This window comes from Actinoplanes sp. NPDC051537, assembly GCF_055586105.1.
In genome coordinates this window covers 583,892-606,655 of sequence record NZ_JBVJIU010000004.1, presented here as the reverse complement: position 1 = coordinate 606,655, position 22,764 = coordinate 583,892, and the positions used below count along the sequence as shown (strand labels likewise).

Below are 22,764 nucleotides of genomic sequence, written 5' to 3'. Positions count from 1 at the left end.
GAACCGCCGCGGCCCGCGCCTGGCGATCCTGGTTGCCCGACTCCTCGAGCATGCCCGGCCGGCCGACATCGTGGCGTGGCAGCTGCTGACGTTCCCCGACCTGGGGGTGGAGGCGGAGCCCGGCCTTCCGTACGGGCTGGGTGTCACCTGCGCCGACGGGTCGAAGGTGCTGCTGCGGGCGTCGTCGACGGGCGCGTCGGTGGGTCGGGAGCCGGACGAGGATCCGGCGCCGGGCTGGATGCCGGCGGCGTAGTGGTTCGCCGGCGCCGACCTATCTGAACCGAACAGGAGCCCCGCGCCGTCTGGCCGGGGCTTTGTTGTGCCTACCCCCTGGCCTGCTGATACAGTCCCAACTTAGAACACCCGTTCGACCGACTTCCCGCGAAGAACGCCGGCCGGGCACCGCCGTGGCCTTCCCCTCACGGCCAGCACGTGTGAGGAGGAGACCGTGGCCGAACGCCGCCCATGGGCCGGGGCCATCACCAGCCCCGACCAGGCCCGCCAACTCCTCGACACGATCAACGCCGAAGGGCTCACCCGGGCCAACACAACCGCCCTGGCCGAAACAGTCCGGCCCGCCGACGACGTCGAACTCCAACCCGACGCGCGGAAACTGCTGCCCGTCCCCCAAGCCCTGCACCAGCTGCTCCCCTGGCCCGGCGGGCTCCGCCGCGGCGCCACCATCGCCAACATCGGCTCCACCAGTCTGCTGATGACGCTGCTCGCCGCCGCCACCGGAGAAGGCTGGGCTGCGGTCGTCGGGCAATCCTGGTTCGGGGCGTTGGCCGCGTCCGAGCTCGGCGTCGTTCTCGACCGGCTCGCCCTCGTCCCCAGCCCGGGCCCGGACTGGCCGGCCGTCGTCGCCGCGCTGATGGACGGCGTCGACATGGTGGCGGTCACCGTCCCCGGCCAGGTGGCCGACAGTACTGTCCGCTCGCTGCAGGCCCGGGCGAGGCAGCGCGGCTGCATCCTCGTCCCCACCACCCCATGGCCCAGCTCGGACCTCGTGCTCGAGGCCACCTCCCGGCAGTGGGAAGGCCTCGGCCACGGCTCCGGGCGGCTCCGCCAGCAGCACCTCGAAGTGACCGCCACCGGGCGCGGCCGCGCGGCCCGGCCGAGGACGGCGTCGCTGAGCCTGGGCGTGCCGACGCTGGTGTTCCCCGACCTGCCACCGGACACCGACCTGCACCTGCCGCCGGTCTCAGTGCCAGCGGAGGCGCAGAAGCCGGACCTGTGGGCGGACCTGATGCACCGGGTGCCGCGGATCGAACGGAAACGGCCCTGGCACTGACCGTTCTAGAACTACACCGTGGGTATTCAAACGACTAGTGAACGAAGCCCTGACCTGCGATTACAGTCGATCTGGTGAGGATCCGGGGAGCGTACGAGACCGCCGACAGGACGGTGCGCGTTGAAGTCGTCCAGGAAGGCAACCGGCACTACTACCGCATCCACGCCGGCGGCGACACGATCAGCCCGCTACCCATCGCCTCCGTGCAGCGGATCCTCGCCGACCACGGCATCGACATGGCCGACCTGATCGACGTCACTGACTCGGCGGCTCCAACGGCACATGCCACTTCGTGAGCACGTACATCGCGTACCCACGCAGCGCCATCCCCAGCATCGAGTTACCCACGCCCAGAACAGTGTCGAAAGCTTCCGTCAGTCGGCGCTTGACGAACCCCTTGTCCGGGTTGGTCCGCGCCACCTCGTTCTGTACCGCCTCAACGTCACGCCGAACCGTCTGCTGCTGCTCCGCGGACAGGCCCAACAACGGCAGCGCCTCGAGCAGACCGCCGAGCAGAACGCCGATCTCCTCAGCGGTCGAGCCGGTGTTCGTCGTTGACGTCTGCGAATAGTTGGAGCCGTCTACGGACACGTTCCCGCTGTTGCTGCCGAAGTTGAAGGTGTGACTCGGCTTCTGGCGGCGGTCGTTCATGAAGTCCTCCACGGTCCTACCGGACTCGATGAGTTCCTGGCCGGCGTCGGTGAGCTTGGCGATCAGTGGGAGACCGTTCATTTCCGGGATCGTTACGCCAGTCACGACCAAGCCGAACTGCGCCAAGCGGTCGGCGGCAGCCATGAGCTGTTCGTCTGGGAACAGAGCGCCCATGAAGGTGATCGCTTCGGCTGCTTGATCGATCCTTTGGTAGTTGGTTCCATACGGGTCTTGGTCATGCATCCAGCGGAGCAGGCTGTTCGCCGCGGCAGATTTCCTGAGTGCGGGGTTGTTCCGCCTCGCGACGGCGTCCTCGAGGTACGCCCTGCCGGCGTCGGTCAGGTCACCGCTCGTGCTAGCAGGATCCAAACCCCGATGGACCGTAACCAGATTGTCGTCCTCCAGGCTGCTGGCGACACTGGACCACCGCGCGAAGTCATCTTCTGGCAGATCTTCGAAGAGGTCCGACAGGTACGGGGCGTTGCCGTCGTTGCGACTCTGGTACTCGGCGAGCTTTTCGAGGTAGATGACGCGGCGGCTTTCCATGTCGAGCAAAACTCGTGTCTCCGATCTTCAAATGCGCGGCGACGCGTCAGCGTCGCCCAAGCGAACGAAGTGAGCGCGGGAGTTGATTGATATATATGAGGTGGTTCTCTGTGTTGGTGGTATCCAACGGTTGGACAGTCGAGGGTCCAGCCGTTGGCGTTTCGGGTGTCCAACCGTTGGAGGTTCGGTCTAGCGACTGTCCAACCGTTGGCACATAGCCTGTCGATCCGTGTCGATGTCGAACCTGCGCGTACCCAGCGGATTCGGGTTGTTCGGCCGACGCGGTCGCGGAATCGACATGTCGTCGTCGCGGCCGTTCTCGGCGAGCAACACGAACCGCTCCTCCCAGTCGCCTGGCCGGCACAGCTGGTACACATCAGCGAGCTTCCGGCCGCCCTTGTTGCCGCCGTGTTCGTGGCGGTGCAGCAGTAGCGAGTTCCGCAGCCACCGCAGGCTGTTGTGCACGGTGCTGCGGCCGAGCTGGCAGACATCAGCGAGGCGTTCAGTGCCTGGGTAGATGCTGGACCCGTCCGCGTCGGCGTAGGTGGACAGCATCAGCGCCACAAGCTTGGTCGACTTGAGGTCGCTCGGCATGACGATGCGGCGGATGGTGCGTTCCCAGTCGAACCGGGAGATCGTGTACTTCCGGACCTCGATCAAGCCACACCGTCGCGGTTACAGCGGCTGGTCGGCGGGCATGCAACAATGGGATGGAGCATCAGCGCCTCCTGCACAGGCGTTCAAGACCCCAGCGATCGGAGTTTGCCGCTCCGGCTGGGGTCGCTCTATTTCCGCGTCATTATCGCATTCACAACAGATCTTGAATGTGCGGCGCACCCTGGGCAGGGCAGGCCTATCGAAGCTTCCGCTCGAGCTCGACATCCACCTCAGCCCGCACGATCCCGAGCGCCAACGCCAGCCCGTTCCGGATTCCGGTGCACGTCGGGCACCCGTCGTCGTGGGGGCCGGCGTGCATGTCCGCCACATACAGCAGCGCATCGCCCAACGCTTCCGCGCTGACTGCGTGCCGGTGCGGGTCGGGCAGGCTGGACAGGGTGCCCGCGGCGATACCGATCAACCGTTCGGGGACGTCGTAGCGGGCGACGGCTTGGGTGGTGCGGCGTAGCGTTTCGTCGATCAAGTCCATGATTCGACGCTAGCCACGACAGAATGCATCGACTGTGGGCTGAACGGGCCGCGAATGCCGGGTGGCCACGAACCGGGTCAGCCGAAAAGCCAGCCGAAGAGCGATAACGTTCGATTATGTAAAGTGACGCCCGCAGCCCGGGCCTGTGCCAGATCAGAGCTTCCAAACCCTCAGTGGTCAGTAAGCGCCCGCCATCGGTCACTCCTTGATCTCGTGTAGCGATCCGTGTGGACCGCCGTCGTGGGGGCAAGCCGGCAGGGATTCGGCAACTCGCTCCACCAGCGCCAGCAGCTCGGCGTCGCCGCGTTCGGCGGCGAACTCGCGGAGCCTGTCGGCAGCTTCCAGCGCGGCGCACAGCGTCGGCGTCCAGCAACGGAAGCCGTCGCGGTGGTAGTGCCGGGTCGGGGCGGGCGGGTCGACGTTGTGGCGGCCGGCACCGCGAAGTTGGGCGGCAGCCGCCTCCAACTTGCGGAGCCGGGCCGCCTCTGCGGCGGCCAAAGTAGCGGGGCCGGTGTTGGCGCGCTTCGGGGCCGGCATCAGGCGGCCTGTCCCGAAGCGCGTGTCAGGTCGTGCTGGTGGTCCTTCTCGGCAAGGGCGAGTGCGTGGATGTGATCGAGTCGGCCGGGCTGGGCGGTCGCGATCGCAAGCCGGTCGGCCCCGCGCCGGGCGAACACCTCGACGCCGACCGGGTCAGCCGCGTGCGCGGCGGCGTAGCCGGCTCGGGTGACAGTCCAGTACCGGCGCTCGTTGACGTCGACCGGGCGCAGCCAGCCGTGCCGGCGTACGGCGGCGATGGTGGCGCCGGTGACCTTGACGCCGTGCGGGCCGAAGATCCGGCGCGCGGGGGCGGCGATCATGCCCCAGTTCATGACTTCCAGCAGGAGTGCGAGCTGCGGTGGGCTGGGCTTCCGCGTGGCGGTCACGGTCATTTCGCCTCCACTCTCATGTCCGTCATTCATCATCATGCCAACACGGTACACGGAAATCCGTGTTCCGTCTAGCAGGTCGATAATGTGCGTTGTGTCACGTCTGTTTGAGCTCAACGCGAGCAAGATCTCCCTGCCTGGTCAGTTCCAGATACGCCTCCCACATCGCGACCCGAGCATGCGGGTTTTCGAGCGCCGCGGCGCGGCCGGCGCACCAAGCTGGCGCTTCGCGCCACGCGGAAATGTAGCCGTCTGCCCATGCCTCCGCCGGGTCCATTACGGCCGCCAGTCCTGCCCGTATGCGAGGAACGCCAGCCGCAACGCGAACTTCTCCGCATAGTCGATATGGCCGGTGGCGGACTGCTCGACCGCGTACACCTCGTCCTCGCTGACCGGGGTGTCGGCGTCAAGCTGTGCCCGCTTGTCATTCACCATCACCCGCAGCAAGTCGCGCTCTTTGCCCATCCACGCGGGCTCGGTGCCGTAGCGGGTGGGGATCCACTGCGGCCAGCGGTGCCGTTCCTTGCCCGCTGCGGACAGGACGGCCAGAAGCGTGTCGCGGAAGCGGAGCATCTGCTGGTGCTCGGCGCTAGTCATGGTCATCAGCAGCCCTCCCGCAGCACCTCGGCGCCGGCGGCGAGCAGTTGGTCGATCTGCTCGTCGTGCAGCCGCGAACCCTGCGTCGACCGCCACACCGCGCCGACGCCGTCGAGCGCCCGCAGATAGGCGATGTCGTCCGTAGCTACCACGCTGCCCTGCGGCAGGTCCGCGGCCTTGGTGCCGGTCATCGCGTCTCCTTCTCGCATGTGTGCAACCGATACCGGTATGCGTCAGGCGTCACCACGATCCCGTCGCGCCCGTAAGGCAGGGTTTCGCCGTTCGGGTCAACACCCCAGAAGATGGTGGGCTCATCGCGCATGTCACCCCACGCGACCAGCGGACCATCCTCCACAGGCTGCTCGTCAATGACCCTCGGATTTCCGTCGATCTCGCGGGCGACGATGGTCGCCTTTCCGCACGTCACGCACGTCCTTCGCATCAGGCTTCCTCCCCTGCCAGCGTCCAGCCCTCAGCCACCCGCTGCCGGACGGCCTCCAGGAGTGCCTCGTTGCGTTCGGCCCTGCTGGCGAACGCCTGCCGTTTCGAGCTGAATCCGCCCCGGTTCGAGCAGGTGAACAGCTCGAGGTCGCCGTCGGGTTCCAGGTCGAGGGTCAGCGGACCCCGGGAGAGCACGGCGCCGTCGGTGAGGATCTGCTCGGTGTTGATGGTGGTCATGGATTCTCCTTAGTTCGACACGGCCGGGTAGGCGGGACCCTCATCCCAGGCGCACTCGGCGACCGGGTCACCGCACTCCACACAGGCGCACGCGCACTCGTCGACGGTCTCGTCACAGTTGTCGCAGCGCTCAACCTTGTCTTCATCGACGTAGGTGTCCATCACGCCCCCAGCCGGTCGGCGAGCGCCCGCAGGTCACCCCAGGTGAGGCCGGTCTTCTCGCCGTCGCCGTACATGCCGGTGGTGGCGATGACCACGAACGCGTCGTCGGGCTGGTTGTCGTACAGGTCGAGGGTGTGGCGTAGCCGGGCTACCGGGTCGTCACCCGCATGCGGGTGCCGCTGCGCGAAGTCGTGCTCGGCTCGGGTCGGGGGCATTCGGGGTCTCCTTCGTCTGGTCTGGTCAGTGATCGGCGCCGGGTAGGAGCTGCGGCATCTGGCCGGACTCGTAGGCGGCGGCGATAGCCGGCAACGCATGCTGTCCGACGGTGCGCCCGTCGGGCATGACGATGAACATGCCGAACTCCTGCTCCACGGTGGTGATACCGGCCGCGACTGCCTCAAGCTTCGCCTTGATTACCAGGGCGAGGGCACGCCAGCGTTGCCGCACCACCTGCTCGTACGCGGCTTCGGCGGCCGCGGTAGACCGGTCCTTTCCGGTCGGGGTGCGCGTGAACTCACGCGCCTGCGGGTCGGGCATCGGTAGCCGGAACAGGATCCGCCGGGAGGCGATCTCGAACATGATGGTGGCGGCTTGGTGGTCCCATCCGTAGGCAAAGGCGGTGGCGCCGTAGCGGCGGAGGGTCTTCTCGATTTCGGAGCGGCTGCGGTCGCTGCTGACCTCGGTCCGCTCGGCGTATCGCGAGCTGCTCATGGCTGCTGCCCTTCTCGTGTCTGGTCAGTGTGCTCGGTTTGGGTGGGCCGCCGTACGTCGGCAAACGCCGGCGGCCCGGACTATGGGCGTTGGCGGTACAGGACGGTCGGGAAGCCCTGCTCGACGAACCAGTCGTCCAACAGTTGGGTGATGTCGTTGCTCGACGCGCCGTCTTCGGCGGCCTCGGAGAACTGGGCATACAATTCCAGGACAGCCTCCGTGGTCATGTCCGTGGGCAGATCGGTGGTCACAGCACGTCACCCCGGCAGCAGGCGGACGGCACCAGCAGTTTCCGCGCCACCTTCGCGATCAGCCCGTAGTAGGTGTCGTGCCGGAACGCGACCGTCTTGGAATTCTCCCAGCGGGCCACATGGTCGCGGCCCTCCACGTGAAGGCGAACCGCCGGCCAGTTCTCGCCCTGCTTCCACAGCGATGAGGTGTGAAGGATCAACCCGTGGCAGACGTCGTCGCGGAAGATCCAGCGGGAGCCGTCGGCGGCGTTGTACAGGACCACATCGCCCCGCTCGTCGAGGATGCTGTTGCTCACGCCGCCATCTCCCGGGCCAAATCGCTGAAGAACTGTTCGCCCTCTCCGGTGTTGCTGACCCCTGCATCGACCATGCGCCCCATAAGCGCGGCGAACTGGTAGGCGGACAAGCCGTTGATGTGCTTCGCGAGCATCCCGTCGACGCGGTAGCCGCCAACGTGCTTGCGGTACGAGAGGGCCGCCCCCCACGCGGATCGAAGAACCTCCGTCGTCGCGGGCCCGTAGTAGCCGGGGAGCTGAACCGCATTCTCGATTGCTTCCACCATGGCGTCGTGCAGGTCGGTGCGCTGGCCGAAGACCTTGCCGTATCGGCGGGTCCGGGTTCCGACCCTGAAGACCTCACGTAGTGTCGCCGCGAGCCGCTGACCATCGCTCATGCCGCCACCTGCTTCCCGCCGTCGGCGAGCTCGAGCCCGCGGGCGTTGAGCCGTACCCGGTCGATGATGCGCGTGTTCCCGCGATAGATGGGCTGGCCGTAGCCGCGGCGGACGATGGCCCGCAGCACCAGCCACGACTGGCCCGGCGCGGTGGTGACGACCCCGTGCTGGTGCTGGCGGATCCGGTCGAGTTCGGCCGGGGTGGGCTGCTGGGCGGCGACCCGGGTCTTCGTGTAGTCCCGGGCGGCGTTGCGCATCTCATGCCAGCCGCGGCCGGTGACCTCGATGTCGGATACGTCCACGCTCTCCGGCTGCACGGTGTCGAGCGTCTTGTTGATCGAGTCGATCAGGGCCTGCTCCGCCTGGTCGAACACCGCCGCAGCGGAAGTGAGGGCGCCGGCCTGCTGCTCGATCTGCCACACCGGCATGCCCGCCCGGCCGCTGTCGCGCAGGAAGGCGAGGTAGGTGCGGGCCTCGGCCAGGTCGGTGAACTGGCGGTCAAGGGTGGGATGGCGGGAGACGGTGATGGCAATCCCCTCGTGGTGGCGGTCAATGCGGATGTACAGGGGGCCGAAGTCGCGGTAGCAGGTGTCGCCGGGCATGAGCTGCTGCATGGTTCGGGCTACCTCCCGATCGGGGCTCGTTGGTGCGCCAACACCGCGAAGCCGTCGTTCAACTTGCTGCAACCAGCTTGGCAAAGCAGCTTGGCAATGTCAAGTGGCTTGGCATAAGCCCTTGGCGTCGAGTAGGCTCAACACATGACTTGGCCAACATCCTTGGCTCTCCCCCCGCCCACGTGGGAGAGTCCGCCTATGGAAGATCCGGAACTCGAAAAGCTCGCCAGGGACTACACGCGAACCGAGGCGAAGCTGAACGAGCTTCGGCCGCGCCTGTACGCCGGCATCTACGCCTACCGCGAGAAGCACGGGCATCGTCGCGGCTGGCAGACCGAACTCGTCAGAGCAACCGGACTGACACGTGAGCGCATCCGCCAGATCATCTTCGCCGAAGAGAAGCGGCGCGGGCACCTGTAAGGCCCCCACTAGCGAAACGGGCCGGGCAGGGGTTGGCGCCCCTGTTGTTCCCGGCCCTTGACTCGGAGGTAGCCGAGCCCATGGACGACTTTACGGGTGGACCCTGCCCGAACATCGGTTCGACCGGCGATCTTGATCGTGTCGTTGCCGCACTTCGCGACAGCACGTCATTCGACCGCGCCCAGCTCGCCTGGCTGATGGCTGAGTCCTACCGATGGGGCTACGAAGCACGCGTTGACGAGGAGAACGCCGCCTACCCGCCGCCGAAGGTGTTCACGATGGGCAAATGGTTCGACCAAGCACTCGAACGCCAGAAAGCCGACGCCGCCGCACGACTCCCCCGCCCCGGCGACTACCGCGGCCGGGCCGGAGACCAGCAGGTGGCTGCGTGAGCAACCCCGCCCGCGGAACCGGAGCCACCCCGCTTACTGCCGGACACGGGTACGCGCGTCGTTTCCCCGTCGACCTGCTTCCCGACATGATGCGGGAGTACGCGGTCGATCTCGCCGAACGCAAACAGGTGCCCGTCGACCTGACCGCCCTGACCATGCTCGGCATCATGTCCGGCATCACCGGCCCACGCATCGTCATTCGCCGCGACCGGGACTGGATCGAACCCACCAACCTGTACGTGCTGACCGGCATGGACTCCGGCGCTGCGAAAAGCCCCGCGGTCACCGAACTGCGTAAGGGGCTTTGGAAGGCCAGCCAAGCCGTCCAGGAGCGGCACGCGCGGACGCTGGCCGGCTATCAGCAGGAGTTCGACGACGAGATCGAACGCTGCCTGACCCGCGCCAACAACATCGCCACACCGCTGGATGAGAAAACCGGCCTGAAGGAGCGGGCCAAGCAGTTGCAGAAGGAAGCCGAGACCCTCGCAGCGAAGCCTCCCAGACCCCCGGTCCTGGCCCTCGACGGGGACACCACGCCGGAGGCTCTGACCGACCGGATGGCCGGCAACGGCGGCGGAGGCTCCGTCATCGACGACGAAGGCACCCTGCTGCGGAACCTCGGCGGCCAATACTCCGGCAAGACCGCCAATCTTGCCGTGCTGCTGAAGGCGTACGACTGCCTTCCCTACTTTCCGTCCCGCGCAACCCGCGACACCGGCGAGCTCGAGCGGGCCGCGCTGTCCATCACCATCTCGCCGCAGCCGCGCTTGGTCGCGGACATGCTGCGCAACACGATGATGGAGGACACCGGACTCATCAACCGGTTCCTGGTGTCGATGCCTGGCGACCTGCTGGGCAAGCGGCAGGGTCGGCCGTCCACGTTTATCGACGACGCACCGTCCCGACAGGACGCCCATCTGAAGGCGTGGTGGGCGGACCTGCTCGACGGCCTCTCGCGCTACGACGCCCTGACCGGGACGCCGGACGAGACGCCGACGGTCATCGACTTGACCCGTGAGGCGTGGAAGCTGCACTACGACTTCCAGGAGGCGTTCGAGCCGCGCATGGACGCCTCCCGCGGCGGTGATCTGGCGAAGGTGCGGGGCTGGGCGTCGAAGCATTGCGGCCGGGTGTTGCGCCTTGCCGCGCACCTGCACCTCGGGGCGAACCTGACGACGGATGACCGGCTGGCCGAGCAGACGATGCGGTCGGCGATCGGGCTCGGCGACTGGGCGCTCGAACATTTTCTGCACGTAGGGAAGGTGGTGGGCTTGTCCGAGGGCGCCGGCCGGATCAAGGAGTTCATCGACGGGCGGGAGCTGCACATGGCATCCCGGACTGAGATCAATGCGGAGGTGTTCCGGCGCAACGTCCACGCCGATCAGCTGTCGGCGTGGATCGGTGAGCTGGTGGAGACGGGCGAGTACGAGTTCGCGTCGATCAAGACGGAGGGGCGGCCGAAGACGGTGGTCCGCCGGGTGTCGGGGGCGGTGGGTCGTGCCGCGTAGGGGTTATTTCGTAGCGGCACCCGGCTTAGTTCGTAGCTGCCGTCACTGCCGTGACCTGCGGAAACGGTCTTCGGAGGGGCTTAGTTCGTTTCGTTCGTTTAATTCGTACGGTCGGGACGGACCGGGACCCTCTCCTAAACGATGTCCAATTTTCTAATAGTTAGTTTGTTTTCTATATAGGAAATCCTTCCGGACACCACCGGACTCCCTCCTACGAACTAAACGAAAGAACGAAGTTTGCAGGTCGGGGCTACGAAAAAAGCCCTCAGCAAAGTACGAAGAAAGCCCCACACCCGCCCTCGATGCGCCTTTGACCTTCAACGAACGGAGCACGACATGACCGAGCCGATCAGCGGCTACCTGCTCACCGACCTGGGCGCGTACCCCGACGAGCGTTGCGGTGCAACCGCCGTCGTGGACAGCCCGCACGGCACCGAGTACTACGAGATCCGTTGCGCGCTGCACCACGAGCACGACCCACACACCGAACTGCACACGGACGGCAACGGTGCCCACTGGGGCGACGACGGGGAGGTCGAGTACCGGTGACCCCCGACCAACGCCACCAGCGCGTCCTGGAGCTACGAGTGCTGTTCGGAGCGGCCCTCGCCTACCAAGCCCAGACCGACGTGTCCGCCGGCCGTAAGGTCGTCCTGGTCGACGGTAAGCATCCTGGTGTCTACCTCCGCGAGCAGGTCCGCGAGCTTGCTCTGGAGGCGGGCAGCATTGTTCACCTGCTCGCCGAACTCGACCAGGCGATGCACGAGCTGAACGAGCAGGCTCAGCGATGACCGACGAGCTTGCCGCGATCCTGAACTGGGCGGCCGACGAGATCGACGCGCAGGCCGCCGCCCATCATGTGGACGAACCGCAAATGCTCGACCTGACCGACCACATCCGCTGCTTCGCCGACCAGCCACAACGCCGCAGCCTCGTCCCGTGGCCCGACGGCGTGCGCCGGCCCGGCCAAGTCGGGGAGGCGGGATGAGCTCGCCAGCGGAGCGCATGTTCGGAGCCGCAGCCGAACTCGGCCGGATCATTGCTGAGCAGCGCCGCGAAGGACGCCAAGCGCAGAAGGACGCCCGTAACGCGCGCCGGCGGGCGCAATGTGCCGCCACCAAACACCTGCCGAAACCCGTGAAGGCTCTGCCGGTGCAGCCCGGGGACGAGTACGGCGACCCAGACCTTTGGGAACCGACGTGCACCTGCTACCGGTCAGCGCCATGCCATTACTGCATGACGACAGACCCCGACGCCTAACTGGAAGGAACATGGCATGACCCGCAAGCGCACCAGCGCCGAGCAGGTTCGGCGCGCCCTGCAAACAGACCGTGACCAACAGCCGAGGCCGGTCGCTGCCGTCGCCGTCGACATGCGCCTCACCACCACCGACCTGGCCAGGCTCAGCCCCGGCCAGGTCCAGGCCGTGTTCGAAGGTGTCGGCCGGATCGCCGCGCAAGGTTCGGGCCGATGACCCCAGTGATTCGCTTGGACGCGTTGTTCGCCCTCGACGACAAGACCAGCCTGTTCCTGGCGTGGGTCGGACAGTGCCCGTGGCCGTCGCTGCCCCGGGAGGGCGACAGCTTCGAGTGCTGCAGCGACATCGGCCTACCCATGAAGTTCAAATTCGTTTGGTACCGGATGCCGACCGGCGACGACCCGGAGACAGTGGCGTCGTCGATCGATGCCCCGAACGAGGCCATCGAACACCTGATGTCGGTGCACGGCTTCCAGGACGTCACCCCGTGACGCTTCATAGGCAGCTGCTGTCGTTCCTGGAACTGTCCGACCTGCTCGAAGACTGGGCCATCACGAACGGAGACACCATGACCGGCACGCTGGCCTGCTGGTGGTGCGGCATCGAACCCACCGACGTGATCGAGGTCCGCTCGTTCGAGGGCACCGTGCGGCAGGTTCCGCACTGGCCGGCCGGCGACCACACCCACCGGGAGACCGCGCCGAGCCCCGACGAACTCCTCGACGCGGCCCTGCTCAAGGACATTCCGTGACGGCCGCCAACCCGACCCGGGAGCAACTGTTCGCTGCGGCTACGGAACTCCAAGCACCGGAAGCATCTACCCTGATGAGCAGCTCGGTTCCTATCTTGATGTTGGACATCGACGGCGTTCTGAACGGCCATCCGCGCCGCTGCGGCTGGGGCCGGCCACCTGAGCGGTTGAAGGTCGGCATGCCCGTCTACTACGAGCCGCAGGCCGTCGACCGGCTCCGTAACCTGCACGCCACCGGCGTAGTGGAGGTCCGCTGGTGCACCACCTGGTGCGGCATCCCCGCCGCCCTCGACCAGCTCGGCAACCTTCTCGACCTGCCGTTCCCGCCTGCGTTCGGTGACCGGCCGATGTCGAAGACGTGGGGCGACATGAAAGTCGAGGCAGCGTTGGCCGTCCTCGAACAAGGACGCCGGCTGATCTGGGTCGACGACGAGGAAGCCACCGCGGGCCGGCGGCTGTTCCCGGAGGTTGCCCGGGCGGAGCGGGAAGGGCGGGCACTGCTAGTCGAGCCGGTTTCCGAGCTCGGCCTGCAGCCGGAGCATTTCGCGGCGATCGAAGCGTTCGCCGCCGAGCAAATGGCAGACCCGAACAGCCAGGCGTTGGCTGCCGAGATGGGAGCATGACGAGATGGGTGCGTGGATCGGCCGGGCCGTCGACGACATCGTTCACGGGTTCTGGGCCGGTGTCGAATGGCTGGTGAACGCGTGACCGACATCGACCAGTTCGTCACCTGGCTCAGGCAGCAGATGGACGAGGACGGTCGCCCGGCCGCGATGGGGTTGCCGCTGACCGCCGCCGGCAACTACATCATGTAGGACCTGAGCTGCGGGTCCGTTCCCGTACGTTCACCCAACGTTAACGGCCGGATACAGAATCCGGCCACATGGTCAACGGCTCTTCCGCCGAACGGCTACATCCATGCTGACCAGCAAATACCTGCCCCATCCGTAATCAGGACCGGACAAACGATCTCACCAGGGAAAAGGCACGGACAGCAACGCACTTCCCCCACAAAGATCAACCAAAGTGAGGAAAAAGGGCCGTAACCTGCACGGCAACCAGATCGGTTCCCTCATGAACACGCATTCACGCGAGGGGATACGCAGTGAACGGACCAGGACAACGCACCGAAGACATCCACGCCGTAACCAGCCGACCCTCCCCCAACACCGACCGGCAACGCCGCACCGGCTGGTGGCTCGTCACCGCCGGCATCGCCGTCTGCGTGTGCTCCTTCGCCGCCGCCCAAGCCGCCGCCGTCATCACCAGCGGACAGATGTTCGGCAACGACGTCGCCCACCTCTACGCCATCCTCGCCCTCATCTCCCTGATCAGCGTCGGCGGCGGACTCATCAACGCCGGCATCACCAAACTGATCACCGCCCGCGTCACCGACGGCATCGCCTCCCTGCATGCCGGGCAGGACGGCATCCGCCGGCGCCTCGTCCAGCAGGCCGCCGAAATCCACGACCTGTCGACCCGCAACAAGGCCAGCATCGACTCGCTGACCGCGTCGCTGCAGGCCCGATCCGACTCGCTGGGCGGGATCCTCGAGTCGCTGCCGAAGCGGCTCGCCCTCATCGAGCAGGCTGTCGGGGCGGTCGCCGAGCACCTGCCCGACGCGATGCTGTCGGAGCACTGGAAAGGCTTCAACGAGGCCGTCCGGGAGGGATTCGGCGGCCAGCAGACCGGCACCGACGGCGGCGGCGCGCACCGGCGCGGCCCGCATCTCGGATTGGTGCCGCCGAACACCGACGAGCCGTGACCTGCCGCCCGCGACCCAAAATCAAGGGTATGGTCCTGTGTCGATGAGGTGGACTCGTCCACCGGACAACCGCGGCACCAGGCCACCAAACGGTCCTCCCTACGCTCACCCGGATGATCAACCCGCAGCCCGGTGCGACCATCTACGAACAGGTCGCCGACCGGCTGCGCCAACAGATCCGCAACGGCGCCCTGCGACCCGGACAGGTCATCCCCTCCGAACGCACCCTTGTCCAGGAGTACGCCATCGGTCGGCAAACGATCAGCCGGGCCATCAAACTGCTGCGCGCCGAAGGGCTGCTCGAATACCGGCGCGGGCGAGGTGTCTTCGTGCGTGAGCAGCAACCCCTGACCGACCTGACCCCGCCCGCCGGCGTCACCGCCGTGGTGCGCGCGCCCTCGACCATCGAGCGGGCCGAGCTCGACCTGCTGGACGGGGTCGCCGTCATCGCCGTCACCCTGCCCGGCGGCGCTACGACCATCTACGCGGCGGACCGGTGGCGGCTGCGCTGGCCGTAGGTCACACCCACTCGACCAGCACACGCCGCGGGTCGAAAGCAGGCAAGTCCGCCCGCCACCGGTGCTCACGCGCCACCACACCGCGCGTACCCGCAACCACAGTGACAGTTGGCATGAGCGCGGCAACGACGGCCCGGCGTCGGCCCAGGTCGAGTTCGGCCCACACTTCTTCCGGCTCGCGGCCGTGGAACGGTTCCAACGGTGACTGTTGCACCGCCGCCGCCCGCAACTGGTCAATCTCCTCGATCCGTTCCCGGATCCGACGCGAGCGGCGGGCCAGCGTGTGTTCGTCCAGTCCCAGGTCGTCAGCCAGGGTGTCGAGCCGGCCCCGAAGCGCCTTGGCTTCCTCCGACAACGCCGCAAGGTCCACCTCGGCCGGCGTGTGCTGCAAGAGCGCTTCAGCGTCAGGTAACCGCAGCCGATCGACGACCAGTTCCGTGATGTACTCGTCGAGAGTCACCGCACTGATCACGGTGTGCTTGCCGGTTTTGCAGCGGTACGCCGGGTAGGTGCCACGACCGGCGCCGAGGCTGGACCCCGACCCGGTGAGCGGCCCCTCACACACGCCGCACCGCACCAGCCCGGACAGCAGCCAGCGGCGGGCCGGGCCAGGCGTGGTACGCCTTTGCGGATCATCGAGTAGGGCGGCGAGGGCGGCCTGCATGTTCTCGGTGCCCGGGTGCGGGCGAAGCAGGACGCGGGCAAGAGTACGCGTCGACCAGGGGCCACCGACGCTGGTTCGCAGGCCTCGCTGGTTCAAGTCCTTGACCAGGGAGGTCAGCGACTGGCCGCCCAGGACCCGCCTGGCGAGGTTGTTCAGCTCCTGGGCTTCCGGTTCGCAGACGGTGATGCCGTCGGCTTCCCTGCCGTAGGCGCGCCAGCCGCCGTGCCAGCGGCCTTCGTCGCGGGCTTGTTGTTTTGCCCGGCGGGTTCGTTCCCCGATGCGCTCCGCTTCGGCGGCGTCGACGCTTGCCTTGATCCGGGCGACCATGCGGCCGTCCGCGGTGGCCAGGTCGTCGCTTCCGGACACGACGGTGCGGAACTGCACGCCAGTCTGGTCGTGTGCCGCGATCAGCCGTTCCAGCTCGAGCGGCCGGCGGGTGAGCCGCGAGTTGGAGTAGGCGAGGATGACGCCGATCTTTCCTGCTTCGCCGAGACTCATCATCTCTTCGAACGCGGGGCGCTTCTTTTTCGACAGGGTGCTGGCGCTGATGTCGTTGTCGGCGAAGATTCTGCCGAGGGTGTAGCCGTGGTGTTCGGCGAGGCGCTGGCAGTCTTGTTCTTGGCGTTCGATGCTGAGTTTGCGGCCTTCGGGGTCTTTGGAGATGCGCAGGTAGGCGACGACGTTGGTCACAAGCTAGACATGTTATTGGTTGGCGCACGCGAAGGCAAGGGCGGTTCCCCACTGCCCGGCGCCGGTCTCGGTCGTCAGGCGCCGGACCCCCGCGGCCGCGTTGTAGTACGCCTGGGGAACCGCGGTGTTCGGCTTGTGCGAGCCGGCCGGCGACACCCCCTCGTACTTGTAATAGATCTTCGCCGGGGTGCCGAGCGCCTTCTCCAGACGCCGCGCCCGGTAGAGGGGCGACGGCCGCCAGAGCTTGTAGACCTCGAGCACCTCCTCGGGAATGTCGACGTAGCGCTCGGGCGTCAGCTCCTGCGCGATGAGCGCCATCGGAAACAGCGGCGCGAGATCGTCCGGCCCGACCGGCTGGAGCGTGCCCGGGTGCAGCACCGGGGGCGGCGGCTCCGGCAGATCGGGCACGATGTTGTACCAGCGCCGGGGCATTTCCTCTTCCGACAGAAGAAACTTCGTGGTCATGGACGGATCATCCTCCGGCGACCACGCCGCTGAGAACAGCCGCGCCGCTTTCGTCTAGGCAGGTCCGAAACGCCGCTCCCACTGCGGCTCGCCCTCGCGGTCGAGCCGCAGCACCCGGATGGCCGGCGGCGGGGCGGTCGTCCCGGCCACCACCAGCCCCCCGCCGGTCGTCGCGGTGACCGCACGGCCACGCCAATGTCCGTCGTGGAAACGCTGCCGGCCGATCCGGCCCTCGGGGTCGACATCGACCACCCACAGCCGTTCCGGCGCGGGTCCGGAATGGCCGGCCGCGACGATCGCGCCTCCCGGCCGAACGGTCACCGCGGTCAGCTCGCCCCCGCCGCCGGCCGGAACCCGGCTCTGCCAGCGGCGTGTCCCGTCGGCGGCGAGCCGGGCCACGACCGAGGTGCCGAGCGCGGTCGTCGACCGCCCGCGAACGGCGACCATGGCGACGCCGGCACCGTGCGCGGCGAGGCCGGTGACCTCCTCGGCGTCGTCGAGCGTCACCTCGGCGCCGGCGGTGACCAGCCAGCCGCGCCCGCCCGCGGCGCCACCGGCCATCGTGGCGCCGTCCGGCAGCAGCGTGACCGCGCGGAAACCGGTCGCGCCGGGTGGGCCGAAGGTCGCGCTGTCCACGACCACCCCGTCGTCGTCGAGGTACAGCAGGCATCCCCGATAGCGGCGGGGACCCAGCAGGCGTTCGCCGGCGATCACCAGGCCACCGCCGGGCCGGGATGCCAGCGCCCGCCCGAGGCCCAGCTCGGGCGGGTAGTGGCGGACGGACATGGTCCGGCCCCCGGCGGTGAGCGTCACCCAGCATCAGGTGCTCGCCGGCGCGCCCGAGCACGGTGACGGTGGCGTCGCCGGCGAGGATCCCGTCGGCAAACCGTTTCAGGAAGGCGCGCACGGCCGCCTGCCGCGCCGGCTCCGTGGGCAGCGCCCGCGCCACGCCGGCCGCGCTGATCAGCCAGAACTGGGCGAACTGGGTGGAGTACGCCCAGCCGTCCGGACTGCGGTCGGCCAGCACCTGCTGCTTCTCGGCCGGGCTCAGGCGCGCGATCACCGGCAACAGGTAGCTCCCGGATCTCGTCTCCGACTCCGGGCGGGCGGTCCGGTGCGGGTTGAGCCAGGCGTCGAGGCAGTGCAGGTTCGGCAGCACGTTGTCGAAGACGACCTGGTTGCCCTCGCGCATCGCGGCCTGCAGTTCGACACCCGCCAGGTGCAGGGTGTCGTTGGCGATGTCGTGGTCGGCGTCCATGTCGGCGATCTGGTGGGCGCCGTTGGCGACCAGGTACGCGGCCAGCGCCCACCGGGTGCCGAAGCCGCGTGCCAGCGCGTACCGGTAGAACCAGCCGTAGAAGTCGCGCCGCTGGGCGATCGTGCGGTACTGGCTCGCGTCGGCGGCGTTCAGGTTGGCCAGGCACGCGGCCTCCCACCGCGGGGAGCCGCCCTCCCGGTCGGCCGTCGTCCAGTCCGGCGGGCCGGTCAGCGCGGACGGGTCGGCGACCTCCTTGCGTTGCACGCCGTGCGCCCGGCCGCCGGCCTGCTGAGCGGTGTGGGCCGGCTCGTGCGCCAGCAGCCACCGCCCGGCGGCCGTGCCCGGCACGTACTCGCCCGCGCCGAAATGAATGTCCTCGCCGACCGTGAACGCCCGGGCGCCGGCCGCCCGGGCCTCGTCCGCCGCGACGCCGTCGGCGTGTATCCGCACGCCGCCGAGGTCACGCCCGAGCACCGGCTCCATCCGCCGCCGCAGGGCCGTCGGCGGGTCCCGGCCGGTCTCCGGACCCGGCGCGCCGGTGACCGCGTCGGCGACGCGGTCCGCCTCGCGTTCCATCCGGGCGTCCGGTTCCGGCAGCAGCCGGGCGAAGGCGCCATTCCCGGACGCGCGTTGCAGCCCGATGAACGTCGCGCCGGCCGGCGGCAGCGGCTCGAGCCCCGCCGATGCGGTCGCTGCCCGCCTATCCCCCGGTCACCACGCCGGTGAGGACGGTCGTGCCGCTGTCGTCGTCGAAGTGGAGCACGACGGACTCGTCGGGCTCGGTCAGGCTGTCGGTGATGGTCGGGACGGACAGCTCGCCCGTCGTCCGGCCGGGGTCGACCGTCGCGTACGGCACGACCCCCGTCGACGACAGCGGGCGGGACGGCTCCGGGTCCTCGAAGGAGAACCACGAGAACCAGTCGGGGTCGACGTCGGTGCTGGACAGCTCGGCGCCGGCGGTGGGTGCGGCCGGGACGCCGACGACGTAGTACGGCGTCTCGGTCGGGGCGGACAGGGTGAACGGCCAGGTCAGCTCGCCGCCCTCGGCCACCCGCACGGATGTCGCCGACCAGGTGACCGCCGGCTGCGGATCGTCGTCGATGACCTGGATGCCGCCCAGGTAGTCACCGGCCACGAAGCCGCTGACCGCCTTCACCAGCAGGTAGGTCGCCTCGCCCTCGCCGTAGAGAGTGTCGCCCTTGACCTCGACCGGCACCGCGATGGTGCGGGCGCCGGGCCGCACGGTGGCGAGCCAGGTCCTGACCGCGTAGGTGGTGCCGTCGACCAGGAACAGCCGCACGACGCCGCCGCCGCGTCCGGTGATCTTCACCGGCACCTGGTACGTCTTGCTGCCGGAGTCGCCCTCGGGCGCCTGGATCTCGCCGAGGTCGAGGCGCGGCAGGCTCGCCTCCTGCGGGTCCGGCGTGCCGGGATGCCAGCCCCAGGCGTCGAGCAGCCAGGCCTTTCCGCTCGAGCTGCGCGGGGTGAGAGCGATGGTCCTGACGGCGCCGGCGAAGCCGCGCAACGGAACACGAACTTCCTGGCCCCAGTACGCCGCGTTCAGCCCCGCCGTGGGCAGGCCGTCGAGCCGCACGTCGCCGAGGTCATGGCGCTTCCCGTCGGCGCCGGCGACGCTCACGGCGAAGCGGGTGCCGGTCGAGTTGGGCGGCACGATCACGCGCAGCGCCAGGTCCCGGGCGCCGGCGACGGACACCGGGTGGGCCGGCGACAGCGTCATCGGGGTGCCGGGCGTGGTCCAGCTCAGCGCCGCCGCGTACCGGCCGGGCTCCGGAATCACCGGACCGAAGGTGGTGAAATGCACCAGCCACGCGTTGAAGTCCCCGGGGTCGAGGCAGGAGCGCGCGGCCACGTCGGTGACCTGCTCGCAGATGCGGGCGCCGCCCGAGACCCGCACGCCCGGATCGGGGCTGAGCAGGGCGGTGCGGTTCGCGCCGAGTGCGGCGCTGAGGACCTTGGCCGGGTACGCGCTGGGAGCGCTCCGGCCCGACCCGTCCAGCAGGGCCCGCACCCGGTCGTCGCCGCCGACGAAAAGGCGGGCGGCGGCCGCGATGTAGGTCGCGCCGGTGGTCTGCTCCTGGGCCGCGGTCAGCCGGGTCGGCGCGCCCGGCGAGCACACCGGGTCGGGCTCGTCCCCCGGCGTGAAGTCGTCGAAGGACGGCGCCGCCGCCTGGCCCGGGGTCCATTCGGTGTTGAAGAAGTTGTGGTTCGCGCCGACCACGTACAGGGCGCTGTGCAGCGCCTTGCCCCGGCTGACGCCGCGGGTCGCGTCGACGAACATCTGACCCTGCAGGTCGAACACGTCACCGTCGCAGCCCGGGAGGATCGTCGCCGAGGGCACGTCCGGCACCGGGTCGTGCCCGAAGATCGTCGGCCCGATCAGCAGCAGCCCGCGGATCGTCCACCGGACCTTGCCGTGGTACCCGTCCTGCGCGGCCGGCGGCGGCGTGAGCGTGTCCATGGCGGCCCGGCTCACGCCCTCGCCACCGCGCGAGTGGCCCATCAGGAACACCTTGCCCAGATCGGGACTTGCCGCGCGTACGGCCGCCGGAGCAATTGATCTTTGGTTGCCGGCCCAATCGGCCCACTTCGCGAGATGCAGACGCACGAGCGAGGACCGCGCCTGGGCGCCGCCGTCGTCCGCCTGCCAGTCCTGGCCGTTGATGCCGTTGGCCGAGATCGAGACCGTGACGTATCCCTGGGAGGCCAGCAGTTGCTGGGCCTGGAGATAGCCGCGGTAGCTCGGAATCGGATCGGTGCCGGCCGGGCAGGGCCATTCCTGGGGTACGTCCTCGTCCTGCCCGTGGTAGCAGACGGTGTGCCGCCCATGAAGAAAGAGCGCAAGGGGCCGCTTGCCGGGCGCGTTCGTGGGGGCCACGACGACCGCCCGCATCTCCACCTTCTCCGGGAAGTCGGGAAGCTTGACCGGGTCGAGGTCGTATTCGCCGCTCGTGGTCCGGTAGGGGCCTTTCCGCCCGGGGTCGACGCCGTTGGCCGGCAGCGTGCCGGAGGCCATCGCCTTTGCCGCCGCGCTCGCCTCTGCTGTGCTCGCCTTCGACGCCGCGCCTCCGCTCGCCGCGCCTCCGCTCGCCGCGCCTCCGCTCGCCGTGCTCGGCGCCGCACCCCTGCTCGTCGCACCTCCTTGCCCGATTTTTCCCGATTTATCGGTAGAAAGGCCGTCGATTCGCTTGCCGCCGGCTCGGACCGAGAGCTGGTCGAGGCTGGTCGCGTTGTCCAGGGTGAAGGTCTTGCCGTCCGGGGCCGGCCGCGGACGCCCGAGCAGCTTGTCGCCGGACCAGAACTCCACCGCGGCGTCGCCCATCGGGATCCGCGAGTCGGAACGCCAGGTCAGCCGCCCCTGTTCGACCGACCATCCGGCGTTGCTCCCCGGCGGCGCGGCCTGCGCCTGGCCTCCCCAGCCGACGACGGTCAACGACAGCGCGAGGGCAGCCACCAGCAATCTACGCATGTGACTCTGTCTATCCAACGCGTGCAAGTCACAGATCGCGTCGCTGTCCGGTCTTAACTGGCGTAGCTCTTCTTCCACGAGACAGAGGTGTGAGAGACATGAAGTTCGCCGTGCTGGGTGGTACCGGGCTGATCGGCTCGCAGGTCGTCAAGATCCTTCAGGCGGAGGGGCACGAGGCGGTGGCGCTGTCCCCCTCGAACGGGGTCGACCTGCTCACCGGCGAGGGCCTGGACGCCGGCCTCAAGGGCGCCGACGTGGTGCTCAACCTGACGAACTCGCCCACCTTCGACGAGGCGTCGGCCGAGTTCTTCCGCACGACCATGGACAATCTGCTGGCCGCGGCGCAGCGCGAGGGCGTCGGGCACGCCGTGATCCTGTCGATCGTCGGCGCCGACCAGGTGCCCGAGCTCGCCTACTACCAGGCGAAGGTCCTCCAGGAGCAGATCCTGTCGGCCGGCCCCGTCCCCTACTCGATCGTCCGGGCGACCCAGTTCTTCGAGTTTGCGGGCGCGATCCTCTCCTGGACCGGCGACGCCGACACCGTGCGCCTGCCGGCCACCCCCGTGCAGCCGATGGCCTCCGCCGACGTGGCCGCCGCGGTGGCCACCGTTGCGGTAGGCGCCCCCCTCAACGGCATCCGCAACGTAGCCGGCCCCGAGGTCATGACCCTCGACGAGTGGGGCCGCCAGGCGCTGGCCGCCAAGAACGACAACCGCAAGGTGGTCATCGACCCCACCGCCGGCATGTTCGGCGCCGTGAAGGGCTCGGTCCTGATCGCCCCCGCCGACGCCGTGCTCGCCAAGACGACCTATCAGGAGTGGCTCGCCCGCTGACCACTCCGCCCCACGACGCGGTCGCCGATCCGGCGGCCGCGTCGCCCATTGGGGCCGCGCCGCCCACCGAGCCCACGCCGCCCATGGAGCCCACGCCGCCCGCAGAGGCCCGCGCCCGCCCACCGAGCCCGTGCCGCCCGCCGAGACCGCTCGCCAGGCGAGACCGAGCCGCGCCGCTCACTGAGCCCGCGCCGCTCACTGAGCCCGCGCCGCTCACTGAGCCCGCGCCGCCCGCCGACGCCCGCGCCGCCCACACTGAGCCGGCGCCGCCCACACTGAGCCCGCGCCGCCCGGCGAGACCGCGCCGCCCACCGAGCCCGCGCCGCCCACCAAGGCCACGCCAAGTCGAACGCAAGCAGACCCCCGCAATAGAGCCGCGCCCAACCCCGCGGCTCAGCGGTGACGCAAGCAGAGCCCACCACCGGTAGCCGCCGCGCACCGCCCCTTCGGGGTCGGGTGACCGCACTGCAAAGCCGGGTCATGAACGTGGCACAAACCGGACGGACCC

The 22,764-nt window shown here is 68.8% G+C and carries 34 protein-coding genes and 2 pseudogenes; 16 read left to right on the top strand and 20 right to left on the bottom strand.

Annotated elements, in window-relative coordinates:
• The 3 genes and pseudogenes from ACZ6TB_RS12630 to ACZ6TB_RS12620 all read left to right on the top strand — a co-directional run.
• A pseudogene (locus tag ACZ6TB_RS12630) lies at positions 1 to 253 on the top strand (hypothetical protein); the annotation flags it as partial.
• A 195-nt stretch (positions 254 to 448) separates the two neighbouring features.
• Positions 449 to 1,291: a hypothetical protein gene (locus ACZ6TB_RS12625; RefSeq protein ID WP_465553637.1), complete on the top strand. Its 843-nt coding sequence runs from the start codon at positions 449 to 451 to the stop codon at positions 1,289 to 1,291.
• Positions 1,292 to 1,365: 74 nt separating this feature from the next.
• On the top strand, positions 1,366 to 1,587 hold the full coding sequence (locus tag ACZ6TB_RS12620) for a hypothetical protein (RefSeq protein ID WP_465553635.1): 222 nt from the start codon (positions 1,366 to 1,368) through the stop codon (positions 1,585 to 1,587).
• Here the strand turns inward: ACZ6TB_RS12620 and ACZ6TB_RS12615 are convergent.
• The 15 genes from ACZ6TB_RS12615 to ACZ6TB_RS12545 all read right to left on the bottom strand — a co-directional run bounded on the left by ACZ6TB_RS12615 (position 1,547) and on the right by ACZ6TB_RS12545 (position 8,247).
• Positions 1,547 to 2,497 (bottom strand): hypothetical protein, encoded by a 951-nt coding sequence (locus tag ACZ6TB_RS12615; protein WP_465553633.1) that lies wholly within the window; start codon positions 2,495 to 2,497, stop codon positions 1,547 to 1,549. The genes ACZ6TB_RS12620 and ACZ6TB_RS12615 overlap by 41 nt on opposite strands.
• A 180-nt stretch (positions 2,498 to 2,677) precedes the next feature.
• The gene (locus ACZ6TB_RS12610) at positions 2,678 to 3,148 is read right to left on the bottom strand and encodes a hypothetical protein (protein WP_465553632.1); all 471 of its coding nucleotides are present in this window, start codon (positions 3,146 to 3,148) and stop codon (positions 2,678 to 2,680) included.
• 193 nt (positions 3,149 to 3,341) lie between these two features.
• Positions 3,342 to 3,635, bottom strand: a complete 294-nt coding sequence (locus tag ACZ6TB_RS12605; protein ID WP_465553630.1) for a hypothetical protein — start codon at positions 3,633 to 3,635, stop codon at positions 3,342 to 3,344.
• Between the two features lie 198 nt (positions 3,636 to 3,833).
• Positions 3,834 to 4,172: a hypothetical protein gene (locus ACZ6TB_RS12600; protein ID WP_465553629.1), complete on the bottom strand. Its 339-nt coding sequence runs from the start codon at positions 4,170 to 4,172 to the stop codon at positions 3,834 to 3,836.
• A complete protein-coding gene (locus ACZ6TB_RS12595) occupies positions 4,172 to 4,564 on the bottom strand; it encodes a hypothetical protein (RefSeq protein ID WP_465553627.1) in 393 nt (130 codons plus the stop codon). The genes ACZ6TB_RS12600 and ACZ6TB_RS12595 overlap by 1 nt, the downstream gene beginning before the upstream one ends.
• 273 nt (positions 4,565 to 4,837) lie before the next feature.
• A complete protein-coding gene (locus ACZ6TB_RS12590) occupies positions 4,838 to 5,164 on the bottom strand; it encodes a hypothetical protein (RefSeq protein WP_465553625.1) in 327 nt (108 codons plus the stop codon).
• The gene (locus tag ACZ6TB_RS12585) at positions 5,164 to 5,349 is read right to left on the bottom strand and encodes a hypothetical protein (RefSeq protein ID WP_465553623.1); all 186 of its coding nucleotides are present in this window, start codon (positions 5,347 to 5,349) and stop codon (positions 5,164 to 5,166) included. Before ACZ6TB_RS12585 ends, ACZ6TB_RS12590 begins: the two co-directional genes overlap by 1 nt.
• On the bottom strand, positions 5,346 to 5,585 hold the full coding sequence (locus ACZ6TB_RS12580; RefSeq protein ID WP_465553622.1) for a hypothetical protein: 240 nt from the start codon (positions 5,583 to 5,585) through the stop codon (positions 5,346 to 5,348). The genes ACZ6TB_RS12585 and ACZ6TB_RS12580 overlap by 4 nt, the downstream gene beginning before the upstream one ends.
• A gap of 14 nt (positions 5,586 to 5,599) precedes the next feature.
• Complete coding sequence (locus ACZ6TB_RS12575; RefSeq protein ID WP_465553620.1) at positions 5,600 to 5,836, bottom strand: hypothetical protein; 237 nt, start codon at positions 5,834 to 5,836, stop codon at positions 5,600 to 5,602.
• A gap of 161 nt (positions 5,837 to 5,997) precedes the next feature.
• Positions 5,998 to 6,213 carry a hypothetical protein gene (locus ACZ6TB_RS12570; protein ID WP_465553618.1) on the bottom strand — a complete coding sequence of 72 codons (216 nt, stop codon included), beginning with the start codon at positions 6,211 to 6,213 and terminating at the stop codon, positions 5,998 to 6,000.
• 25 nt (positions 6,214 to 6,238) lie between these two features.
• Entirely contained in the window at positions 6,239 to 6,709 is a 471-nt protein-coding gene (locus ACZ6TB_RS12565) for a hypothetical protein (RefSeq protein ID WP_465553616.1), read from the bottom strand.
• An 80-nt stretch (positions 6,710 to 6,789) separates the two neighbouring features.
• Positions 6,790 to 6,960, bottom strand: a complete 171-nt coding sequence (locus ACZ6TB_RS12560) for a hypothetical protein (protein ID WP_465553614.1) — start codon at positions 6,958 to 6,960, stop codon at positions 6,790 to 6,792.
• The gene (locus ACZ6TB_RS12555; RefSeq protein ID WP_465553612.1) at positions 6,957 to 7,256 is read right to left on the bottom strand and encodes a hypothetical protein; all 300 of its coding nucleotides are present in this window, start codon (positions 7,254 to 7,256) and stop codon (positions 6,957 to 6,959) included. Before ACZ6TB_RS12555 ends, ACZ6TB_RS12560 begins: the two co-directional genes overlap by 4 nt.
• Positions 7,253 to 7,633, bottom strand: a complete 381-nt coding sequence (locus ACZ6TB_RS12550) for a hypothetical protein (RefSeq protein ID WP_465553610.1) — start codon at positions 7,631 to 7,633, stop codon at positions 7,253 to 7,255. The genes ACZ6TB_RS12555 and ACZ6TB_RS12550 overlap by 4 nt, the downstream gene beginning before the upstream one ends.
• On the bottom strand, positions 7,630 to 8,247 hold the full coding sequence (locus ACZ6TB_RS12545; RefSeq protein WP_465553609.1) for a hypothetical protein: 618 nt from the start codon (positions 8,245 to 8,247) through the stop codon (positions 7,630 to 7,632). Before ACZ6TB_RS12545 ends, ACZ6TB_RS12550 begins: the two co-directional genes overlap by 4 nt.
• A 198-nt stretch (positions 8,248 to 8,445) precedes the next feature.
• On the opposite strand from ACZ6TB_RS12545, the gene ACZ6TB_RS12540 reads away from it, so the two are divergent.
• From ACZ6TB_RS12540 to ACZ6TB_RS12485, 12 genes are all read left to right on the top strand, one after another.
• A complete protein-coding gene (locus ACZ6TB_RS12540) occupies positions 8,446 to 8,667 on the top strand; it encodes a hypothetical protein (protein WP_465553607.1) in 222 nt (73 codons plus the stop codon).
• Between the two features lie 80 nt (positions 8,668 to 8,747).
• A complete protein-coding gene (locus tag ACZ6TB_RS12535) occupies positions 8,748 to 9,059 on the top strand; it encodes a hypothetical protein (RefSeq protein WP_465553605.1) in 312 nt (103 codons plus the stop codon).
• The gene (locus ACZ6TB_RS12530; RefSeq protein WP_465553603.1) at positions 9,056 to 10,567 is read left to right on the top strand and encodes a YfjI family protein; all 1,512 of its coding nucleotides are present in this window, start codon (positions 9,056 to 9,058) and stop codon (positions 10,565 to 10,567) included. The genes ACZ6TB_RS12535 and ACZ6TB_RS12530 overlap by 4 nt, the downstream gene beginning before the upstream one ends.
• Positions 10,568 to 10,903: 336 nt before the next feature.
• Entirely contained in the window at positions 10,904 to 11,116 is a 213-nt protein-coding gene (locus ACZ6TB_RS12525; protein WP_465553601.1) for a hypothetical protein, read from the top strand.
• On the top strand, positions 11,113 to 11,358 hold the full coding sequence (locus ACZ6TB_RS12520) for a hypothetical protein (RefSeq protein ID WP_465553599.1): 246 nt from the start codon (positions 11,113 to 11,115) through the stop codon (positions 11,356 to 11,358). Before ACZ6TB_RS12525 ends, ACZ6TB_RS12520 begins: the two co-directional genes overlap by 4 nt.
• Complete coding sequence (locus ACZ6TB_RS12515; protein ID WP_465553597.1) at positions 11,355 to 11,555, top strand: hypothetical protein; 201 nt, start codon at positions 11,355 to 11,357, stop codon at positions 11,553 to 11,555. The genes ACZ6TB_RS12520 and ACZ6TB_RS12515 overlap by 4 nt, the downstream gene beginning before the upstream one ends.
• A 288-nt stretch (positions 11,556 to 11,843) precedes the next feature.
• Complete coding sequence (locus tag ACZ6TB_RS12510) at positions 11,844 to 12,041, top strand: hypothetical protein (RefSeq protein ID WP_465553595.1); 198 nt, start codon at positions 11,844 to 11,846, stop codon at positions 12,039 to 12,041.
• Positions 12,038 to 12,316 (top strand): hypothetical protein, encoded by a 279-nt coding sequence (locus ACZ6TB_RS12505; protein ID WP_465553594.1) that lies wholly within the window; start codon positions 12,038 to 12,040, stop codon positions 12,314 to 12,316. The genes ACZ6TB_RS12510 and ACZ6TB_RS12505 overlap by 4 nt, the downstream gene beginning before the upstream one ends.
• On the top strand, positions 12,313 to 12,576 hold the full coding sequence (locus ACZ6TB_RS12500; RefSeq protein WP_465553592.1) for a hypothetical protein: 264 nt from the start codon (positions 12,313 to 12,315) through the stop codon (positions 12,574 to 12,576). The genes ACZ6TB_RS12505 and ACZ6TB_RS12500 overlap by 4 nt, the downstream gene beginning before the upstream one ends.
• Positions 12,573 to 13,199, top strand: coding sequence for an HAD domain-containing protein (locus ACZ6TB_RS12495; RefSeq protein WP_465553590.1), 627 nt, complete (start codon positions 12,573 to 12,575; stop codon positions 13,197 to 13,199). The genes ACZ6TB_RS12500 and ACZ6TB_RS12495 overlap by 4 nt, the downstream gene beginning before the upstream one ends.
• Positions 13,200 to 13,681: 482 nt before the next feature.
• Positions 13,682 to 14,341, top strand: coding sequence for a hypothetical protein (locus ACZ6TB_RS12490; protein WP_465553588.1), 660 nt, complete (start codon positions 13,682 to 13,684; stop codon positions 14,339 to 14,341).
• A 113-nt stretch (positions 14,342 to 14,454) separates the two neighbouring features.
• On the top strand, positions 14,455 to 14,859 hold the full coding sequence (locus tag ACZ6TB_RS12485; RefSeq protein ID WP_465553586.1) for a winged helix-turn-helix domain-containing protein: 405 nt from the start codon (positions 14,455 to 14,457) through the stop codon (positions 14,857 to 14,859).
• A gap of 1 nt (position 14,860) precedes the next feature.
• Here ACZ6TB_RS12485 and ACZ6TB_RS12480 read toward each other — a convergent pair whose 3' ends face one another.
• The 5 genes and pseudogenes from ACZ6TB_RS12480 to ACZ6TB_RS12460 all read right to left on the bottom strand — a co-directional run bounded on the left by ACZ6TB_RS12480 (position 14,861) and on the right by ACZ6TB_RS12460 (position 21,423).
• Positions 14,861 to 16,213, bottom strand: coding sequence for a recombinase family protein (locus ACZ6TB_RS12480; protein ID WP_465553584.1), 1,353 nt, complete (start codon positions 16,211 to 16,213; stop codon positions 14,861 to 14,863).
• Positions 16,214 to 16,225: 12 nt separating this feature from the next.
• On the bottom strand, positions 16,226 to 16,678 hold the full coding sequence (locus tag ACZ6TB_RS12475) for a pyridoxal-phosphate dependent enzyme (protein WP_465553582.1): 453 nt from the start codon (positions 16,676 to 16,678) through the stop codon (positions 16,226 to 16,228).
• A gap of 54 nt (positions 16,679 to 16,732) precedes the next feature.
• The gene (locus tag ACZ6TB_RS12470; protein WP_465553666.1) at positions 16,733 to 17,464 is read right to left on the bottom strand and encodes a hypothetical protein; all 732 of its coding nucleotides are present in this window, start codon (positions 17,462 to 17,464) and stop codon (positions 16,733 to 16,735) included.
• An 808-nt stretch (positions 17,465 to 18,272) separates the two neighbouring features.
• A pseudogene (locus ACZ6TB_RS12465) lies at positions 18,273 to 18,419 on the bottom strand (eCIS core domain-containing protein); the annotation flags it as partial.
• A 217-nt stretch (positions 18,420 to 18,636) separates the two neighbouring features.
• A complete protein-coding gene (locus ACZ6TB_RS12460; protein WP_465553580.1) occupies positions 18,637 to 21,423 on the bottom strand; it encodes a hypothetical protein in 2,787 nt (928 codons plus the stop codon).
• Between the two features lie 98 nt (positions 21,424 to 21,521).
• Between ACZ6TB_RS12460 and ACZ6TB_RS12455 the strand changes: the two genes are divergently transcribed.
• The gene (locus ACZ6TB_RS12455; RefSeq protein ID WP_465553579.1) at positions 21,522 to 22,256 is read left to right on the top strand and encodes an SDR family oxidoreductase; all 735 of its coding nucleotides are present in this window, start codon (positions 21,522 to 21,524) and stop codon (positions 22,254 to 22,256) included.
• Positions 22,257 to 22,764: the final 508 nt, after the last annotated feature.

Excerpts from the sequence above, each read along its gene's own strand:
- ACZ6TB_RS12590 (WP_465553625.1), bottom strand. The coding sequence starts at position 5,164 with ATGACCATGACTAGCGCCGAGCACCAGCAGATGCTCCGCTTCCGCGAC.
- ACZ6TB_RS12550 (WP_465553610.1), bottom strand. The coding sequence starts at position 7,633 with ATGAGCGATGGTCAGCGGCTCGCGGCGACACTACGTGAGGTCTTCAGG.
- ACZ6TB_RS12535 (WP_465553605.1), top strand. The coding sequence starts at position 8,748 with ATGGACGACTTTACGGGTGGACCCTGCCCGAACATCGGTTCGACCGGC.
- ACZ6TB_RS12470 (WP_465553666.1), bottom strand. The coding sequence starts at position 17,464 with ATGTCCGTCCGCCACTACCCGCCCGAGCTGGGCCTCGGGCGGGCGCTG.
- ACZ6TB_RS12485 (WP_465553586.1), top strand. The coding sequence starts at position 14,455 with ATGATCAACCCGCAGCCCGGTGCGACCATCTACGAACAGGTCGCCGAC.
- ACZ6TB_RS12525 (WP_465553601.1), top strand. The coding sequence starts at position 10,904 with ATGACCGAGCCGATCAGCGGCTACCTGCTCACCGACCTGGGCGCGTAC.
- ACZ6TB_RS12570 (WP_465553618.1), bottom strand. The coding sequence starts at position 6,213 with ATGCCCCCGACCCGAGCCGAGCACGACTTCGCGCAGCGGCACCCGCAT.
- ACZ6TB_RS12545 (WP_465553609.1), bottom strand. The coding sequence starts at position 8,247 with ATGCAGCAGCTCATGCCCGGCGACACCTGCTACCGCGACTTCGGCCCC.
- ACZ6TB_RS12460 (WP_465553580.1), bottom strand. The coding sequence starts at position 21,423 with ATGCGTAGATTGCTGGTGGCTGCCCTCGCGCTGTCGTTGACCGTCGTC.
- ACZ6TB_RS12475 (WP_465553582.1), bottom strand. The coding sequence starts at position 16,678 with ATGACCACGAAGTTTCTTCTGTCGGAAGAGGAAATGCCCCGGCGCTGG.
- ACZ6TB_RS12605 (WP_465553630.1), bottom strand. The coding sequence starts at position 3,635 with ATGGACTTGATCGACGAAACGCTACGCCGCACCACCCAAGCCGTCGCC.
- ACZ6TB_RS12515 (WP_465553597.1), top strand. The coding sequence starts at position 11,355 with ATGACCGACGAGCTTGCCGCGATCCTGAACTGGGCGGCCGACGAGATC.
- ACZ6TB_RS12565 (WP_465553616.1), bottom strand. The coding sequence starts at position 6,709 with ATGAGCAGCTCGCGATACGCCGAGCGGACCGAGGTCAGCAGCGACCGC.
- ACZ6TB_RS12575 (WP_465553620.1), bottom strand. The coding sequence starts at position 5,836 with ATGACCACCATCAACACCGAGCAGATCCTCACCGACGGCGCCGTGCTC.
- ACZ6TB_RS12505 (WP_465553594.1), top strand. The coding sequence starts at position 12,038 with ATGACCCCAGTGATTCGCTTGGACGCGTTGTTCGCCCTCGACGACAAG.
- ACZ6TB_RS12455 (WP_465553579.1), top strand. The coding sequence starts at position 21,522 with ATGAAGTTCGCCGTGCTGGGTGGTACCGGGCTGATCGGCTCGCAGGTC.
- ACZ6TB_RS12595 (WP_465553627.1), bottom strand. The coding sequence starts at position 4,564 with ATGACCGTGACCGCCACGCGGAAGCCCAGCCCACCGCAGCTCGCACTC.
- ACZ6TB_RS12510 (WP_465553595.1), top strand. The coding sequence starts at position 11,844 with ATGACCCGCAAGCGCACCAGCGCCGAGCAGGTTCGGCGCGCCCTGCAA.
- ACZ6TB_RS12585 (WP_465553623.1), bottom strand. The coding sequence starts at position 5,349 with ATGACCGGCACCAAGGCCGCGGACCTGCCGCAGGGCAGCGTGGTAGCT.
- ACZ6TB_RS12600 (WP_465553629.1), bottom strand. The coding sequence starts at position 4,172 with ATGCCGGCCCCGAAGCGCGCCAACACCGGCCCCGCTACTTTGGCCGCC.
- ACZ6TB_RS12540 (WP_465553607.1), top strand. The coding sequence starts at position 8,446 with ATGGAAGATCCGGAACTCGAAAAGCTCGCCAGGGACTACACGCGAACC.